Annotated in this window: 15 protein-coding genes; 10 read left to right on the top strand and 5 right to left on the bottom strand. The window is 43.1% G+C overall.

The features are described 5' to 3' along the window. The first annotated feature begins 19 nt into the window (after positions 1–19). From speB to argS, 4 genes are all read left to right on the top strand, one after another. Entirely contained in the window at positions 20–892 is an 873-nt protein-coding gene (gene speB / locus MHI58_RS17950; RefSeq protein WP_045033909.1) for an agmatinase, read from the top strand. Between the two features lie 76 nt (positions 893–968). Then, positions 969–1316 (top strand): hypothetical protein, encoded by a 348-nt coding sequence (locus tag MHI58_RS17945; protein ID WP_035389831.1) that lies wholly within the window; start codon positions 969–971, stop codon positions 1314–1316. Positions 1317–1440: 124 nt separating this feature from the next. Continuing rightward, positions 1441–1863: a DUF1934 domain-containing protein gene (locus MHI58_RS17940; protein ID WP_045033910.1), complete on the top strand. Its 423-nt coding sequence runs from the start codon at positions 1441–1443 to the stop codon at positions 1861–1863. After that, on the top strand, positions 1860–3533 hold the full coding sequence (gene argS / locus MHI58_RS17935) for an arginine--tRNA ligase (protein WP_008343507.1): 1674 nt from the start codon (positions 1860–1862) through the stop codon (positions 3531–3533). Before MHI58_RS17940 ends, argS begins: the two co-directional genes overlap by 4 nt. Before the next feature lie 51 nt (positions 3534–3584). Here argS and MHI58_RS17930 read toward each other — a convergent pair whose 3' ends face one another. Further along, a complete protein-coding gene (locus MHI58_RS17930; RefSeq protein ID WP_045033911.1) occupies positions 3585–3905 on the bottom strand; it encodes a hypothetical protein in 321 nt (106 codons plus the stop codon). Between the two features lie 631 nt (positions 3906–4536). After that, positions 4537–5505 carry a S66 peptidase family protein gene (locus tag MHI58_RS17925; RefSeq protein WP_045033912.1) on the bottom strand — a complete coding sequence of 323 codons (969 nt, stop codon included), beginning with the start codon at positions 5503–5505 and terminating at the stop codon, positions 4537–4539. Between the two features lie 151 nt (positions 5506–5656). Here MHI58_RS17925 and cls (MHI58_RS17920) point away from each other — a divergent pair, with 151 nt between their 5' ends. The 3 genes from cls (MHI58_RS17920) to MHI58_RS17910 all read left to right on the top strand — a co-directional run bounded on the left by cls (MHI58_RS17920) (position 5657) and on the right by MHI58_RS17910 (position 10188). Then, positions 5657–7159, top strand: coding sequence for a cardiolipin synthase (cls, locus tag MHI58_RS17920; protein WP_041507910.1), 1503 nt, complete (start codon positions 5657–5659; stop codon positions 7157–7159). Between the two features lie 105 nt (positions 7160–7264). Beyond that, on the top strand, positions 7265–8980 hold the full coding sequence (locus MHI58_RS17915; RefSeq protein ID WP_041507909.1) for an ABC transporter ATP-binding protein: 1716 nt from the start codon (positions 7265–7267) through the stop codon (positions 8978–8980). Between the two features lie 209 nt (positions 8981–9189). Continuing rightward, positions 9190–10188: a S66 peptidase family protein gene (locus MHI58_RS17910; RefSeq protein WP_045033913.1), complete on the top strand. Its 999-nt coding sequence runs from the start codon at positions 9190–9192 to the stop codon at positions 10186–10188. 153 nt (positions 10189–10341) lie between these two features. On the opposite strand, the gene MHI58_RS17905 is transcribed toward MHI58_RS17910, so the two are convergent. From MHI58_RS17905 to cls (MHI58_RS17895), 3 genes are all read right to left on the bottom strand, one after another. After that, positions 10342–10596: a hypothetical protein gene (locus MHI58_RS17905; RefSeq protein WP_017360064.1), complete on the bottom strand. Its 255-nt coding sequence runs from the start codon at positions 10594–10596 to the stop codon at positions 10342–10344. Positions 10597–10669: 73 nt separating this feature from the next. Further along, positions 10670–11632 carry a UV DNA damage repair endonuclease UvsE gene (gene uvsE, locus MHI58_RS17900; RefSeq protein ID WP_041507907.1) on the bottom strand — a complete coding sequence of 321 codons (963 nt, stop codon included), beginning with the start codon at positions 11630–11632 and terminating at the stop codon, positions 10670–10672. A gap of 12 nt (positions 11633–11644) precedes the next feature. Continuing rightward, positions 11645–12841 (bottom strand): cardiolipin synthase, encoded by a 1197-nt coding sequence (cls, locus tag MHI58_RS17895; protein ID WP_019743242.1) that lies wholly within the window; start codon positions 12839–12841, stop codon positions 11645–11647. 143 nt (positions 12842–12984) lie between these two features. Between cls (MHI58_RS17895) and MHI58_RS17890 the strand changes: the two genes are divergently transcribed. The 3 genes from MHI58_RS17890 to MHI58_RS17880 all read left to right on the top strand — a co-directional run bounded on the left by MHI58_RS17890 (position 12985) and on the right by MHI58_RS17880 (position 17258). Continuing rightward, positions 12985–15096 carry a (Fe-S)-binding protein gene (locus tag MHI58_RS17890; RefSeq protein ID WP_045033914.1) on the top strand — a complete coding sequence of 704 codons (2112 nt, stop codon included), beginning with the start codon at positions 12985–12987 and terminating at the stop codon, positions 15094–15096. A gap of 103 nt (positions 15097–15199) precedes the next feature. Further along, positions 15200–16375, top strand: a complete 1176-nt coding sequence (locus MHI58_RS17885; protein WP_045033915.1) for an acetyl-CoA C-acetyltransferase — start codon at positions 15200–15202, stop codon at positions 16373–16375. Between the two features lie 19 nt (positions 16376–16394). Beyond that, entirely contained in the window at positions 16395–17258 is an 864-nt protein-coding gene (locus MHI58_RS17880) for a 3-hydroxybutyryl-CoA dehydrogenase (protein WP_045033916.1), read from the top strand. The last annotated feature ends 11 nt before the right edge of the window (positions 17259–17269 follow it).

The raw sequence follows: 17269 nt of genomic DNA, 5'->3' as shown, positions 1-17269 counted from the left end.
GTAAAAGGAGGAATCTTGCATGAGATTCGACGAGGCTTATTCAGGAAAAGTGTTTATTGGAAGTCATCCGACATGGGAAGATGCGAAAGTCATTTTATACGGGATGCCGATGGATTGGACCGTCAGTTACCGTCCAGGCTCACGTTTTGGCCCGAACCGTATTCGTGAAGTATCCATTGGATTAGAGGAATACAGCCCTTATTTAGATCGTGAACTGCACGAGGTGCCATTCTTTGATGCTGGCGATATCCCGCTTCCATTTGGCAATGCACAGAAAAGCTTAGATTTAATTGAAGAGTATGTCGACAGCATTTTAGAAAAAGGGAAGTTTCCATTAGGAATGGGCGGCGAGCATCTTGTGTCTTGGCCGGTTTTCCGTGCGATGTATAAGAAATACCCTGATTTGGCAATCATCCATATGGACGCACATACCGATCTTCGTGAGGAATATGAGGGTGAGCCGCTTTCACATTCGACACCGATTCGTAAAGTTGCAGGACTTATTGGACCTGAAAATGTATACTCTTTCGGCATCCGTTCAGGGATGAAAGAAGAATTTGAATGGGCAAAAGAAGTAGGCATGCACATTTCTAAATTTGAAGTGCTGGAGCCATTGAAACAAGTATTACCAAAGCTGAAAGGTCGCCCAGTGTATGTGACAATTGACATCGATGTACTTGACCCAGCTCATGCACCTGGTACAGGAACGGTAGATGCTGGCGGTATTACGTCAAAAGAACTGCTGGCATCTATTCATGCCATTGCTGGTTCTGATGTGCATGTCGTCGGTGCAGACCTTGTAGAGGTAGCGCCTGTATATGATCATTCCGATCAAACGGCGAATACAGCAAGCAAACTTTTACGTGAAATGCTGCTTGGTTTTGTGAAATAACATTGATAGAGGAGCTTGTCATCTCATATGGACAAGCTCTTTTTTTACATTGGTGACATGATAAAGGAGGCAGGTCGTGTTTTCTTCTGTATTGATGGTATTACTCGCTTTATGTGTGTTAGCGGCAGGCTTTCTTACGCTGAAAAGAGAGCTTGCAGCGAGTCCGCCCACGTTCACCTCGAAAAAAGAGGCAAAGGATGAGATGGTTCATCTGTTTCAGGATCGAGGCTTTTTCTATCTTACTGGCATAGCGCTGTTTATGCTATTTGTTTATAAGCAAGGGCATCTTCTCCCATTTGATTTCTTTCAGGCATTTTTGGCAAGTTCAGGTATCCAAGCACTGTTTTATCTCATCAATCGAAAAAGCGCAGGGCTCAAGACTGGACTCGTGATAGGCGTGAGCTTCATTTTTCTTTTTTTCTAAAGAGACATGTGAAGATCAAAAAGGGGGTTTCATCCACACGAAGATGAGAAATGATGGGATGATAGGCAATCGGGATTATGGTATACTATTTTAGTTAAACGGGTCTTAGCAAAGGAAGTGCAAAATGACACAAAACCGAATTTCAATTCATGTAAAGTCAGTGATGAAACCAGAGACGGAACCGGCTGAAACGATCGAATTCCGAACAACTGGAACGTATCAAGAGAAGAATGACAAAACGTATCTCACTTACCATGAAGAACATGAAATGGGTCAAGTAAAAACTGTTGTCAAAATAAGTGAAAAAGAAATTTTTGTCATGAGATCAGGTGCGATTCAAATGAAGCAACGCTTTCTCACTGGAGAAACGACCGTGACACATTACACGATGCCATTTGGCACACTTCAACTCGATGTGCACACACATGGTATTGATCTTGATGTAGACAATGGGCTTCTACACATTACGTACGATATGCTGACAGGTGAAGATCAAAAGCATTTACATACATTATCGATTTCATATAAGGAGGATTTACGTTCATGAATATCGCAGAACAGGTCAAAGATGCGTTAAAAGAAGAAATCATTGCGGCAGTCGTCAAAGCAGGACTTGCTGATGAAAGCCAGGTGCCGGATGTTCTTTTGGAAGTGCCAAAAGACAAAACTCACGGTGATTATTCCACCAATATGGCGATGCAGCTTGCACGCATTGCGAAAAAAGCACCTCGTCAAATCGCCGAGGACATCGTCAATGCGTTTGATAAAGGGAAAGCTTCTATTGAAAAACTGGATATTGCAGGTCCAGGATTCATCAACTTTTATATGAACAATCAATATCTAACGAAACTGATTCCGGCAGTTCTTGAAGCAAAAGAGGCTTATGGCGAAACGAATACAGGCGGCGGTCAAAAAGTGCAAGTCGAATTCGTCTCAGCCAACCCAACAGGTGACCTTCACCTTGGACATGCCCGCGGCGCAGCTGTAGGAGATTCTCTTTGCAACATCCTTGATAAAGCAGGCTTCGACGTGAGTCGTGAATACTATATCAACGATGCAGGCAATCAGATCAATAACCTTGCTCTATCTGTAGAAGTACGCTACTTTGAGGCGCTTGGTCTTGAAAAAGAAATGCCAGAGGACGGGTACAGAGGAGAAGACATCAAAGGCATCGGGCAGAAACTTGCGGATGAATTTGGTGACCGTTTCGTGCATGAATCAGAAGAAGAGCGTATGAAATTTTTCCGTGAGTACGGTTTAAAATATGAACTAGAAAAACTACGTGTCGACCTAGAGAATTTCCGTGTCCCATTTGATGTGTGGTATTCTGAAACGTCTTTATATGAAAACGGAAAAATCGAACCAGCGCTAGAAACACTTCGCGCTAAAGGCTATGTCTTTGAAGAAGACGGCGCAACATGGTTACGTTCAACTGATTTTGGTGATGACAAGGACCGTGTCCTGATTAAAAAAGATGGCAGCTTTACGTACTTGCTTCCAGATATCGCTTATCACAAAGACAAATTGGACAGAGGTTTTGACCAGCTCATCAACATTTGGGGAGCGGATCATCACGGCTACATTCCTCGAATGAAAGCGGCTATCCAAGCACTCGGATATCCAGCGGACAAACTGGAAGTCGAAATCATTCAGCTCGTTCACCTTTACAAAAACGGTGAAAAGATGAAGATGAGTAAACGTACAGGTAAAGCCGTCACAATGCGTGACTTGATTGAAGAAGTAGGCTTAGATGCTACTCGCTATTTCTTTGCGATGAGAAGTGCGGCGACTCATATGGACTTTGACCTAGACTTAGCGATTTCTACGTCTAACGAAAACCCTGTGTACTATGCGCAATATGCACATGCGAGAATTTGCAGCATGCTTCGTCAAGGGGAAGAAAAAGGCTACGAGCCAAACCTTGAAAAAGCAGATTTCTCTCACATTCAGTCCGATAAAGAATACGATCTTCTGAAAATCATCGGTAGCTTCCCAGAGGTTGTAGCAGAAGCAGCAGAAAAACGTATTCCGCACCGCGTCACAAACTATATCTATGATCTAGCATCAGCCCTTCACAGTTTCTACAATGCCGAGAAGGTCATTGATGTTGAAAATGAAACAAAAACAACAGCACGCCTATCACTGATGAAGGCGACACAAATTACGCTTGCGAATGCATTAAAACTCATTGGCGTATCGGCTCCGGAAAAGATGTAATTATACGAAGAAACCCACTCGGAAAAGGAGTGGGTTTTTTGTTTGTATTTTTCATCGTTCAGCTTTTAAATCACTTTTATGTCTCTGGAAAATCTCAATTTCGTAATCCTTTAATGCTTGTTTAGGAAGTTGCTTTTCTAATGCAGATTGCAAACCTGCCATATCTTTTGAAGTATTGATGCCGATGGAAATTGTGGGATCTGTCTTGATAATCTGATAGTTAACCAATTCATGCTCTTCCCATAATGAGTCCAATACTTGGATGACCTTTTCATCTAATTCCTCTTCAGAAAGGGTGAGAGTTTTTGAAGTGAAGCTTAATCCAACAATACAAAGAGTAACAAAAAACAAACCAATTAGACGTTTTATCATTATATCTCCTTCATACAGTTAATATATTCCTAAAATAGATCATAACATCCAAATGTGTTTGTAGAAACAAGTTCATAAAGAGTTTTTTGACTTGATGATAATCAAGCAAGGTTCCTTATAGTTATTTAATTGCTCTATTCAGAATCTGTTAAATAAAAACATCCGCTATCTACTAGAGACAGCGGATGTTGAACATTACCCAAGCGTATTAATAATGTTAGAAATAGAATCGAATAATTGACTAAGTACATCAGAGAACATGAGCGTATCCTCCTTTCAGAAAGCATGTAGTATGTGCGTGTCATAGGAATTACCCAAGTGTGTTAATGATGTTAGAAATAGAATCAAATAATTGGCTAAGTACATCAGAAAACATAGTTTGTATCCTCCCTTCGGCAAGCATGTAGTATGTGTGCGTTAATGGGATTATCCAAGTGTATTAATAATGTTAGAGATAGAATCGAATAATTGGCTAAGTACATCAGAGAACATGTTTTTGCCTCCTCTCTTTTCTTTTTACATCTACTTAACGAAGGGGATGAAAGGTTGGATCACTTTTTCTAAAAAAATTTTTAAAAAAATAATGGCATAGAAAAAGCACCCTCATATGTGGGTGCTTTTTAGGTTTTATTTATGCATGAACACGCCATTGGATTTGTCCGCCGTAGCAGGATAGGTCGGCACTCCCGCCAATCGGCAAGGTGAAGACTGGCTGTGTATGTCCTATGTCTACATCATAGATCACCGGGATGTGTTTGAGCATTGGATGTTTATCTAGAATGAACCTCAAATGTTCCTCTGTCATCTTGGATTTCTTTTGAAAACGTCCGATGATTAACCCTTTAATGGATTCGGCATGCTGCAAGAGCGAGGCAAGGTCTCTGGCGAACATTTCAGGAAAGACCAAGTCATCATCTTCTACAAATAAGATGGCATCCTTGATGCGAGGCATAAAGGGTGTCCCTTGCAGTAAGTTCAGTGTACAAAGATTTCCGCCATACAAGGTGCCTTCAGCTGTTCCTTCCTGATAAATCCCCCATGTTGTCGGGTGAAACTGCCTATTTGCTTGATCAAGATACCACGTATCATCACTCCACTTTGTAGAAGGGGTGAAATCAAATGGCTCGCTGCTCATCACGCACGCTTGAAACATGGCTGTCTGCTCCTCTTGTCCTTGTTCCATTTGGAAACTGGAGAAATGAGGACCTGAGTACGTCACCATGTCACATTTGGCGGTAATGGCGTTTGCAAGTGCGGTAATATCACTGTAGCCGCAAAGAACCTTTGGGTGCTGACGAATCAAATCATAATCTATATAAGGCAAAAGTTCATTGCAGTTAAAGCCGCCGATTGCTGTCAAAATGCCGTCGACTTCATCATTTGAGAATGCCTCATGTAGATCAGATAAACGGTGTTCAATAGAAGAAGAGGAATGCAGATCACATTCAAACACGTGTTGTCCAAAAGAAACAGTGAACCCTAATGCCTCTAAACGTTTTTTCGCCTGAGCCATTCCTTCTTTTGATAAAATGCTGGCACTTCGACTTGGAGCAATTACCCGAATGTGGCTTCCCTTTTTTAAAGCAGATGGTGTACGCATAAGTCATTCATCCTTCCCTTCACATATTTTCCATTATATCGGATCAAAACGCTCCAGTCTGTAAAAGCTAAAAGAAAGCAGCAGACCGTGCGTTTCAGACGAGCTGTGCAAAGGGTATGGAAAAGAAAAAGACAGAATGAGGGCGGAGAATGTGAAAAAGAGGAGACTGGAATTTCTATTTTTATATTTCATGATATTCGGGGCATATGTGGTGTTTTGGTGGCCAGTGCCGGCGTGGGGTTTTCAGCTTTACGCAGCTAGTTACATCGCCATCATTTTATTTAGTATTATTTCGCTCATGCTAGAGAACCGGACATCACAGCACACGCTGTTATGGATGTATGTACTGATCTTTTTCCCGATCATCGGCTATATGTTTTATTTGTTCTCAGGACAGCTATATGTCAAAGGACATTTGTTTAAATCAAAGAGAATGTATAACCGAGAAAAATTACGCAGAATATCAGAGCTTGAGAGTAAACCGGATGAGTCGCGTTTAACCGATAATCAGCGTGCTTTTTTTCATTACACAGAAAAAGCGACAGGGATGCATGTAAATACAAATAGTGATATGGAGATTTTAAAGAATGGAGAGGAAACCTTTCCACGTATTTTTGAAGAATTAAAAAAGGCAAAAACGTTTATCCATATAGAATATTACATGTTCAAATCTGATTTCCTCGGTCACCGGATGATGGAGATCCTGATTGAAAAAGTGAAAGAAGGAGTAGAGGTTCGATTCATCTATGATGCGGCTGGCAGCATTCGCTTCTCACGAAAAGATATTAAACGATTGAAGCAGGCGGGGATAAAGGTCGCTCCTTTTCTGCCATTAAAATACGGATTCTTTAATCAAAAATTCAATTTCCGAAATCACCGAAAAATCGTGATTATTGATGGAGAAACAGGATTTGTTGGCGGGCTCAATGTCGGGAAGGAATATGTAGGACGCGATGAAAACATCGGCTTTTGGCGTGACACGCATACGATGTTAAAGGGTGAAGCCGTTCAGACACTTCACTCCATATTTATGCTGGACTGGGAGTATGTATCAGATGAAGTGTTAATTGATGATCCGAAGTATCACACCCCGCATCCTGTGACAGGAGAAGATGTCATTCAGGTCGTGCCGACTGGACCTGATATGAAGGAAAGTATGAGTGATTTATACGATGCGCTCATTTCGAATGCACAGCAATTTGTTTGGATTGCGACGCCTTATTTTGTCCCAAATGAATCCATTCGCACAGCGTTAAAAATTGCGGCGACAAGAGGGGTGGATGTGCGTGTGATGGTGCCTGAGATTAATGATGGATTTCTCACGCAATACGCCACACGATCTTATTTTTCTGAGCTTTTGAAAGAGGGCATCAAGGTGTATCACTATCAAAAAGGGTTCATGCATCAAAAGGTCATGATTGCAGATGGAGAGCTTGCCTCTGTCGGAACGGCCAATGTTGATATGAGAAGCTTCCAACTCAATTTTGAGGTCAATGTCTTTACAGCGGCAAAGAAACCGATCGAGCAATTGATGGCTCATTATGAGGAAGATATGAAAGAATGTGAGCAAATGGGGCCGGTTCATTTTTATAAAAGGGGCTTAAAGGAACGTTTAAAGGAATCGTTTGCGCGATTGTTTTCAGGTGTATTGTGAGGGTTTCCAGGGAAAGAAATCATTTCCTGATCTAGTATTTCGATAATGATTCCTCTATAATTGAAAATGATTATCAATTATAGAGGAAGTGAGGTTCTTTTACATATGCTAAAACGCTTTTTTGCCTATTACAGGCCCTATCGTGGTCTGTTCTTTTTAGATTTCTTTTGTGCTGTGGCCGTCGGACTCATGGAACTAGGTTTCCCGCTGATCGTGAACTACTTCATTGATACATTATTACCAACAGGGAACTGGACGGTCATTGCCTGGACCGCACTTGCGCTGTTTGTCATTTACGCACTCAGCTCAGTGATGCAATTTATCGTGTCGTATTGGGGACACATGCTTGGCATTAACATTGAGACCGATATGAGAAAAAAGCTATTTGATCATTTTCAGCGTCTCTCATTTAAGTTCTTTGATAACAACAAAACGGGTAAGCTTATGTCTCGAATGACCAATGACCTCATGTACATTGGTGAGGTGGCTCATCACGGACCTGAGGATTTGTTTATTGCGATTATGACCATTCTTGGCGCCTTTGCCGTCATGCTCATGATTAACTGGCAGCTTGCCATTTTAACCTTCTTGATTATGCCAGTCATCATCTGGTTAGCCCTTCATTTTAATAAAAAAATGACACAGGCGATTACACAACTCAACAATGACATTGGAGATTTTCATGCAAGGGTTGAAAATAATATTGGTGGTATTCGTCTTGTTCAAGCCTTTGCAAATGAACATTTTGAGAAAAAGCGTTTTGCTGAAAATAACAACCGCTTTCGAAAAGCGAAACTTCTTTCCTATAAAATTATGTCAGTTAACGGATCAATCAGCTATATTCTCACAAGACTTGTGACGCTGTTTGTCCTTCTGGCAGGTACATGGTTTGTCCTTCAAGGTCAATTAACGGCAGGCGGATTTATCGCCTTTGTTTTGATCACAAATGTGTTATTCAGACCAATTGATAAGATCAACACGGTGATTGAAATGTATCCAAAAGGCATTGCCGGTTTTAAAAGCTATGTCGATTTGCTTGAAACAGAGCCAGATGTGAAGGATACAGAAGGAGCACGTGATATTTATGGCTTGAAAGGTGAAATTGAGTATCGAGACGTGACATTTGGCTACGATGAGCACAGTCATGTATTGAAGGATATCAACTTAAAGATCAAACAAGGGGAAACTGTTGCGTTTGTCGGGCCATCAGGAGCGGGGAAATCGACCATTTGCAGTCTGCTGCCTCGTTTTTATGATGTGGACGAAGGAGACATCACCATTGATGGTGTGAGCACGAAATCGATGACCTTGTCCTCTTTAAGACAGCAGATTGGCATTGTGCAGCAGGATGTCTTTTTATTCTCAGGTACCATTCGTGAGAATATTGCGTACGGCAACCTAGAAGCGAATGATGCAGACATTTGGGAGGCGGTGCGACGTGCCCATTTAGAGGAGCTCGTTCAGCGGTTCCCAGAAGGGTTGAATACGGTCATTGGTGAACGCGGCGTTAAGCTATCCGGCGGTCAAAAACAACGCCTGTCAATTGCACGGATGTTTTTGAAAAACCCGTCTATTCTTATTTTGGATGAAGCGACGTCAGCGCTTGATACAGAAACAGAAAAAGCGATCCAAGACGCACTAAGCGAACTGGCAGTCGGTCGGACGACACTCGTCATTGCTCACCGCCTTGCGACAATTAAACATGCAGACCGAATCATCGTCGTGACAGAGGAAGGCATTGAAGAACAAGGCCGTCACCAAGATTTAATTCAAATGGGCGGTGTATACAGCAGACTGCATGAAGCGCAGTTTGGTCATTGAAGAGAAGTGATTGAATGAGTCCAGTTATTAAGCTGGGCTCTTTTTCGTATTGAGATATTTGCGACGCTGGTCATCAGTTTTACTGTCATCATATTTGGCCTGTTTAAGCTGTTAAATTGAAGTGTACTTTATTTTTAAATCGAGGCCCTTTTGAAAAAGGGCTTTTTTTGCTAGGATAGTAAAAACTCGTGTAGGAAGGATCTGATGGAATGAAGGGGCTTCGGCAGTTACAGAAGGGCGATAAAATAGGTATTTATTCTCCCTCAAGTCCAGCATCTGCCACCTCGCCTCTTAGGTATGAGCGGGCGAAGGAATGGCTTGAACAAAAAGGATTCATTGTGGTACCAGGATCATTAACAGGGAAAGAGGATCACTATCGTTCGGGAACGATTCAAGAACGAGCAGCTGAGCTGAATGAGCTGATGGCGAGAGAAGATTTGTCCTGTATCATGTCGATGATTGGGGGGACGAACTCGAATAGTTTGCTGCCTTATCTCGATTTTGAGCTGCTGAAGAAGCATCCGAAAATCATGATTGGTTATTCAGATGCGACGGCGATTCTTTTAGCGGCTTATGAAAAAACGGGTCTGCCTGTTTTTTACGGGCCTGCACTTGTGCCGTCTTTTGGAGAGTTTGAACCATTTGTCAATCATACATATCAATCTTTCGAGGACATTCTCATTCATCCGCAGCCCATCCCATATCAGGTGAAAAAACCACCCTTTTGGACGGACGAACGGATCAATTGGGAACAGAAAATACGAGAAAAAGAAAAACATCCAAACGATTGGATGTGCGTCATTGAAGGGCAGGCAGAAGGCAGACTGATCGGCGGGAACCTAAATGCCATGTATGGCATATGGGGAAGTGAATTCATGCCTCAAATCCAAAAGGGCGATATCCTTCTCATTGAAGATTGTATGAAAACCGCCTCCATCGTCGAAAAGAACTTCTCTCTGTTAAAGATAAATGGTGTGTTTGAACGGGTATCTGGTATCCTCTTAGGGAAACATGAGCTGTTTGATGATGAAGGAACGGGCAAAAGGCCGCACGATCTTTTACTTGAAGTACTGGGAGATACAAAGAGGCCGCTCATCGCGGAATTTGACAGTGCCCATACGCATCCGATGCTCACGATGCCAATCGGTACACAAGTAAAAATGAATGCATCGTCAGGTGAGGTTTGGCTGACAGAAGCATGGATATAAGAAAAAGAGGTGCTCACGAATGCGCAATTCGCTCCGCTCCTCGTCCTTCCTAGACGTCAAAGGTTTTCTATCACACTGAAAAGAAGATAAAGGGCTAAAATAAATTTTATTTTAGCCCTTTATCAACAATCTAGAGCAGCCTTAAGACTGCCTTTACGAAGCATGTTCTTTTTCAAATGGTTGAAGAAGGTCTTGTGCCTCTTTTCCTTCTACCACGATTAAATAGTCTGATTCTAAATGAGTGAGCCTAAAGGTTTCTAGCTCTACGATGTTCTTAATGTTGCACATTGTTTTTTTAGAATATACATATAAACGATGCTGAGCGTGTTGGCACTTTTCGTATAGAGAAATAAGCTTATGTAAATTCAATGCTTTCGCAGCAATTCGGATTGAATAGATTTGTGACATCTTCATATCCTCCTGTTAAATACTTTCTCACAATAGCTTTGTTACCCCCGTTGTGATAGAGGTAAACCTTTCTCTACGATTTCCACTCAATGGTGCCTCCGCCCGTCCGCCGATTGCCTCTGATCGCTGACAGCTCCTCAACAAGACGGAGCAAGGCCTGATCCTTTTTCTTTGCCTCAATCATAAAATCTACATCACGACCATACGGCTTTAAAGCTTGAAAAAGTGGCAATACAAAGGACATCTCCACTCCATCCGCATGGCTTCGTATCGCCTTTTCTGATTTTGGTGAGGATAAGTGGATTTTAGGCGGTATGCCAGTATTTGCCCACGTGTCAAACACTCTTGGCAAAATGTCATCAAGTGCCGCATCATCATCTTTGTTTGCAATGTGATGGTGGTAATCAAATACAAACGGGATGCCATGCTTTTCACAAACATCAAGCGTTTCTAATGACGTGTATGTTTTGTCATCATTTTCAAGCGTCATTCTCGCCTTGATATGTGCAGGAAGCTGCTTTATATTTTCATCAAAACGCTGTAAAGCAGATGCCTTGTCACCATATGCACCTCCGACATGAATGTTCATATAGCCTTCCTTTTCAAGCTTCATGGCCTCAAGCATTTCATAATGATAGGTCATATCGATGACGGCATTTTCTGTAATGGATGGTTTTGGACTTGTGAACAAAGTAAATTGATTGGGGTGAAAGCTCACTCGTAATCCGTGGCGCTTTACGAGTTGACCAATCTCTAGAAATTCTTTGCAAAAGGGTGTCACAAAGTCCCACCGCACCTCAGGATGGGTGGCGAGCGGGACAATCGAGCTTGAAAAACGGTAAAGCGGAATATCATGGGCAATCGCAAAATAAAGCGTTCTTAATGTATTGACGAGGTTGGCTTTCGTCGTTCGTAATAGAGCCTCTGTCCTCTCTTCCTTTGAGAGCTTACTGTATCTTGCAAAGGTCAGCGACTTGGCAGGTGAAGCTTCCCATAAAGTGACGGCGTTGGATACATAACCAAATCGATAACGCATAGGTCAACTCCTTTATAAAAAATACGAGAACAGGGCGCCTATCCACTCAATCGGACGCGTGAGAAGTGGGCGCTGTTTGTATTTTTCTTCAGTCATCAGTTCTGACACTTCCATGTGTTCACGAATCTTTTCCTCTACGTGTGCGGTGAAGGCGGGATCATCAATGGCCACATCCACTTCCTCGTTGAAAAACAAACTTCGTTTATCAAAGTTCGCTGTACTGATCATACAACGGCTATGATCGATGAGAATGGCTTTCGCATGATAAAACCCTTTATAAAAACGATACACAAGACATCCGGCAGCGATCAGATCCTTCAAATAATGAAATCCAGCTTCTTTCACAAGCGGGTGATCTGCTTTCATTGGGATGATGATGTCGACAGTCACGCCTCGCTTCCGTGCGTCAAGAAGGGCGCTTAGAAGAGGAGCGGATGGAATAAAATAGGGCGTGCAGATGGTGATTTGCTTTTTCGCCTGTTGAATATCGTGAAGAAATAAGGCTTCTAAAGAAAAACCTGCCGTCGCACGTGTAGTGCACTGTAATGTTCCCGGTTCCAGTGTAGGAAAAACCTCGTATTGCAGCTGGTGAATACCAGATGACCGGTACAAATCATTCAGAAACACATGCTGGAGGTCTGCGACAACCTGTCCTGTCATGCGCAGATGATAGTCTTTCCAAATGCCAAACCTGCCGTTTTTCCCTACATATTCATCGCCGATATTAAACCCGCCAATGTAGCCGATCTTCCCATCGATCACCGTGATCTTCCGGTGATTCCTCATGTTCAAGCGATAAATGAAAAAAGGAAAACGTGGTTTGTTTAAAAAGTAAAATTGAATGCCGCTTTTCTCGAGCATCTGAATGGATGTTTGATCAAATGGATAGGAGCCTAACCGATCAGTGAGCAAAAAAACCGAAACACCTTGCTCTGCTTTCGCTTTAAGTGCTTGCAGAATCCTTTGCCCAATCTTGTCGTTCTTTACAATAAAGAACATCATATGAATAGAAGAAGAGGCTTGCTGTATATCCGTAAGCAGCTGATCAAACAGTGGTTCGCCATCATGATAAAAAACTGCATCGCCGCTTGTTTGGTCAAAAGACCGTTCAAAAGCATGGGTAGAAAAATATTTTCTCCCTATATAAAGATCTAGCCTGACGAGTAGAACAATGACGAAGACGACGAGTAGAATGATCCATGCGATCATGAAGGTTCCTCCTTTTTTACATATGACGATAGTGTACCCAAATGGGCAAAAAATATTGACTGAATACTCATTCATTATTTATGATAGAGGTACAACATGGAAACGGAACAAAGTGGGTCTTGGGGAATGAAAGGGGGAGCAAGATGAATAGCCTTTTAATTGTTAACTTGATTGCATTTGCGGCAGTGACCGCTTACGCTGTGTATTTGTTTATTTATCTCATTCGAACACGAGCCGCGTATATTCGTCTTGGCAAAAAAGAAGAATTTCAGAAAGACATGAAAAAACGCTTAGAACGTGTTTGGGTGAATGTGTTTGGGCAAAAGAAACTGCTGAAGGACAAGAAGAGCGGCATCATTCATGTGCTGTTTTTCTATGGATTTATTTTAGTGCAGTTCGGAGCCCTTGATTTTATTATGAAGGGACTTGTTCCAGACAGCGGGCTACCATTAGGTCCGCTTTACGGTGTCTTTACGTTCTTCCAAGAGGTAGTCACACTTCTCATTTTAGTGGCGGTGGTTTGGGCGTTCCATAGAAGATATGTCGAGAAGTTAGTCCGTTTAAAAAGAGGCTTTAAATCAGGGCTTGTCCTTTTGTTTATTGGCGGATTGATGCTGACCGTATTACTGGGAAACGGAATGAACATCATTTGGCATGGGCACTCACTATCAGCAACTGAGCCAATTGCTTCCGGCATTGCTTTCTTGCTGGGCTGGCTGTCACCACTTGCGGCAACAATTGTGTTCTATGTCGCATGGTGGGTGCATCTTCTTATTTTACTGACGTTCTTAGTGTACGTCCCGCAGTCTAAGCATGCCCATCTCATCGCTGGCCCGGTCAACGTATTTGTCAGCAGATTGGACCCGCCAGGCAAACTGCAAAAAATTGATTTTGAAGATGAGACACAAGAAACGTTCGGCGTTGGGAAAATTGAAGATTTTCGTCAATCTCAGCTGATCGATCTTTACGCTTGTGTGGAGTGCGGGCGCTGTACGAATATGTGTCCGGCGACAGGGACGGGGAAAATGCTGTCTCCAATGGATTTGATTTTACGATTAAGAGATCATTTAACAAATAAAGGGGCTGCCATTACTTCAAAAACACCGTGGGTTCCGCAACTTGCTTTCAAACAGACGACAGGAAATCAGCTGGCATTACAGGCAAGGGGAGCTGGAGCGGAAGAATCTGCGGCGAGCGCGATGTACCATCCTTCTCTCATTGGTGAGGTCATTACAGAAGAAGAAATCTGGGCATGCACGACATGCCGAAACTGTGAAGACCAGTGTCCTGTCATGAACGAACACGTCGACAAAATCATTGATATGCGCAGATACTTAGTGCTGACAGAAGGAAAAATGGATGCAGATGCACAGCGTGCGATGACAAGCATCGAGCGACAAGGGAACCCATGGGGATTGAATCGAAAAGAAAGAGAAAACTGGCGTGATCTAAGAAAAGATGTGCACGTACCGACAGTGAAAGAACTGAAAAAAGCAGATCAAACCTTCGATTATTTATTCTGGGTTGGATCGATGGGTGCATATGACAATAGAAGCCAAAAGATTGCTCTTGCCTTCGCAAAACTGCTCAATGAAGCAGGGGTTTCTTTTGCCATCCTAGGCAATAAAGAGAAAAACTCAGGTGATACACCGAGAAGACTTGGGAATGAATTTTTGTTCCAAGAGCTTGCTGCAAAAAACATCGAAGAATTTCAAAAAAATGACGTAACCAAAATCGTCACGATCGATCCGCATGCTTACAATTTATTTAAAAATGAATACCCAGACTTTGGACTTGAGGCAGAGGTGTATCATCATACAGAATTACTGGCAGAGCTAGTAAAAGAGGGGAAATTAACGCCTATTCATGAAGTGAACGAAGTCATTACTTTCCACGATTCTTGCTATCTAGGCAGATATAACGAGGTCTATGATCCGCCAAGAGATATTTTAAAAGCCATTCCTGGTGTGACACTGAAAGAAATGGAACGGAATCGTGAATCGGGGATGTGCTGTGGTGCCGGCGGCGGCTTAATGTGGATGGAAGAAGAGACAGGTACTCGAATTAACACAGCGAGGACGGAGCAGGCCTTACAGGTACAGCCGTCCATCATCAGCTCAGGGTGCCCATATTGTTTAACCATGCTTGGGGATGGGACGAAAGCGAAGGAAGTAGAAGAGCAGGTCGGCACATTTGATGTCGCAGAACTTCTTGAAAAATCAGTGTTTGGCGAAACGAGAACGCAGGCTTCATAAAGGTGTCAGGCCGATGGATCGACTGTTCATCGGCCAGTGGACACCGATATTTTATGAACTGTCTAGCATTTATGTAAGCGGTAACAAATAGGAGGGGGAAGAAATGAGCACGACGGTCATTGTATCTGGGGCGAGAACACCATTTGGAAAACTAGGTGGGACTTTAAGTCGTTTGACTGCTGCAGAATTAGGCGGGATGACGATAAAAGCTGCGCTGGATAGAGCCTCAAATGTCCATGAAGTGGATGAAGTCATCATGGGCAGTGTCCTTCAAGGAGGACAAGGTCAAATTCCTTCAAGACAGGCAGCTAGACATGCAGATCTCCCTTGGTCGGTTCCGACGCAAACCATCAACAAAGTCTGTGCTTCAGGAATGCGCAGTGTCACGACAGCCGATCAAATCATTCGAGCGGGAGATGCCAAGGTGATCATGGCAGGCGGCATGGAATCCATGTCTCATGCTCCTTATCTTCTGAAAAAAGCACGATGGGGTTACAAAATGGGAGATGGTGCAGTACAAGATGCCATGATTTTAGATGGATTAACCTGTTCGTTTACAGGTGTTCATATGGGTGAGTATGGAAGCATGGCGGCGAAAGAGCTTGGCATTACACGAGAAGAACAAGACCTTTGGGCGTTAAGAAGTCATGAACGAGCCATTGAGGCGCAAAAAAGCGGCTTTTTTAAAAATGAGATCATCCCCGTTACCGTCAAGAATCAAAAAGGAGATCAGCTGATTTCAGAAGATGAAGCCCCGCGGCGTGATACGTCATATGAACGTTTGTCAAAACTGATGCCCGTTTTCGATCAGGCAGGTACGATTACCGCTGGCAATGCACCGGGTGTCAATGATGGTGCAAGTGCGCTTCTATTAATGAAAGACACATACGCCATGCAGCAAGGTGAAAAACCTATGGCAGTTGTGCTTGGGCATGCGCAAGTAGCAGTAGAGGCAAAGGATTTTCCGAAAACACCAGCCTATGCCATCGAAAAAGTGTTAAAGAAAACAGGGAAGCGAGTAGAGGATATCGATTTGTTTGAAATCAATGAGGCTTTTTCAGCGGTTGCATTGGCATGCGAAAAAATTCTTGGACTGGATCGGCGGAAAATGAATGTGAACGGAGGGGCAGTCGCGATTGGTCACCCGATTGGAGCAAGCGGAACACGTATTATATTGACCTTGATCCATGCACTCAGACAAAGAGGCGGCGGTATCGGCATTGCGGCGATTTGCAGCGGCGGGGGTCAAGGTGATGCGATCATGATCAAGGTGGATTAAAAGGGAGGCGTTCATTGTCATGAGTATAGAAGAGACCGTCATGGTCGTTGGGGCTGGGCAAATGGGCACGGGTATTGCCCAAGTATTTGCACAGTCAGGTTATACAGTCCTGCTCCATGATACGGAAGAGGAGCAGATTCATCGAGCCATTTCCTCTATGACCAAACAACTGACGAAACGAGCAGAAAAAGGAAAGCTGGCACATCAGGCAGTCCGTGATATTACACAGCGACTGGCTGTTTCAACAGATTTAAAGGATGTACAGCAGACGCATTTAGTGATTGAAGCCGCATCTGAACAAATGAAAATCAAAAAACAAATCTTTGAAACCCTCGATCAATTTGCACCTGATGACACGATATTTGCGACAAATACGTCTTCCTTGTCGATCACAGAATTAGCAGCCGTGACGAAACGGCCTGAGAAAGTGATTGGCATGCATTTTATGAATCCAGTTCCCGTGATGAAACTTGTGGAAGTAATCCGTGCGCTACAAACGGATGATGCCACGTACCAATTTGTTTTTGACACCGCAAAGACATTAGACAAAACGCCAATTGAAGTGGAAGACTTCCCTGGGTTTGTGTCAAATCGCATTTTAATGCCAATGATCAATGAAGCCATTTATACCCTTTATGAAGGCGTAGCAGATGTAGAAAGTATTGACGGCATCATGACGCTTGGAATGAACCATCCAATGGGCCCGCTTCGTCTCGCCGACCTCATCGGGCTCGATACTTGTTTATTTATTATGAATACCCTTCACGAGGGTCTTGGAGATAGCAAATATCGACCTTGTCCTCTTTTGAAAAAATACGTGAACGCAGGCTGGCTAGGCAAAAAGACAAAGAGAGGTTTTTACACTTACCACGACCACTCATAGGGGGAGTCAAG

Origin of the sequence: Bacillus sp. FSL K6-2869 (assembly GCF_040869405.1) — a bacterium.
Taxonomy (GTDB): Bacteria; Bacillota; Bacilli; order Bacillales; family Bacillaceae; genus Bacillus; species Bacillus altitudinis.
Note: the sequence above shows the minus strand (reverse complement) of the source record. Positions and strands in the feature narration are given on the sequence as shown.

Excerpts from the sequence above, each read along its gene's own strand:
- speB (WP_045033909.1), top strand. The coding sequence starts at position 20 with ATGAGATTCGACGAGGCTTATTCAGGAAAAGTGTTTATTGGAAGTCAT.
- MHI58_RS17940 (WP_045033910.1), top strand. The coding sequence starts at position 1,441 with ATGACACAAAACCGAATTTCAATTCATGTAAAGTCAGTGATGAAACCA.
- argS (WP_008343507.1), top strand. The coding sequence starts at position 1,860 with ATGAATATCGCAGAACAGGTCAAAGATGCGTTAAAAGAAGAAATCATT.
- MHI58_RS17930 (WP_045033911.1), bottom strand. The coding sequence starts at position 3,905 with ATGATAAAACGTCTAATTGGTTTGTTTTTTGTTACTCTTTGTATTGTT.
- MHI58_RS17925 (WP_045033912.1), bottom strand. The coding sequence starts at position 5,505 with ATGCGTACACCATCTGCTTTAAAAAAGGGAAGCCACATTCGGGTAATT.
- MHI58_RS17915 (WP_041507909.1), top strand. The coding sequence starts at position 7,265 with ATGCTAAAACGCTTTTTTGCCTATTACAGGCCCTATCGTGGTCTGTTC.
- MHI58_RS17910 (WP_045033913.1), top strand. The coding sequence starts at position 9,190 with ATGAAGGGGCTTCGGCAGTTACAGAAGGGCGATAAAATAGGTATTTAT.
- MHI58_RS17905 (WP_017360064.1), bottom strand. The coding sequence starts at position 10,596 with ATGTCACAAATCTATTCAATCCGAATTGCTGCGAAAGCATTGAATTTA.
- uvsE (WP_041507907.1), bottom strand. The coding sequence starts at position 11,632 with ATGCGTTATCGATTTGGTTATGTATCCAACGCCGTCACTTTATGGGAA.
- cls (WP_019743242.1), bottom strand. The coding sequence starts at position 12,841 with ATGATCGCATGGATCATTCTACTCGTCGTCTTCGTCATTGTTCTACTC.
- MHI58_RS17890 (WP_045033914.1), top strand. The coding sequence starts at position 12,985 with ATGAATAGCCTTTTAATTGTTAACTTGATTGCATTTGCGGCAGTGACC.
- MHI58_RS17885 (WP_045033915.1), top strand. The coding sequence starts at position 15,200 with ATGAGCACGACGGTCATTGTATCTGGGGCGAGAACACCATTTGGAAAA.
- MHI58_RS17880 (WP_045033916.1), top strand. The coding sequence starts at position 16,395 with ATGAGTATAGAAGAGACCGTCATGGTCGTTGGGGCTGGGCAAATGGGC.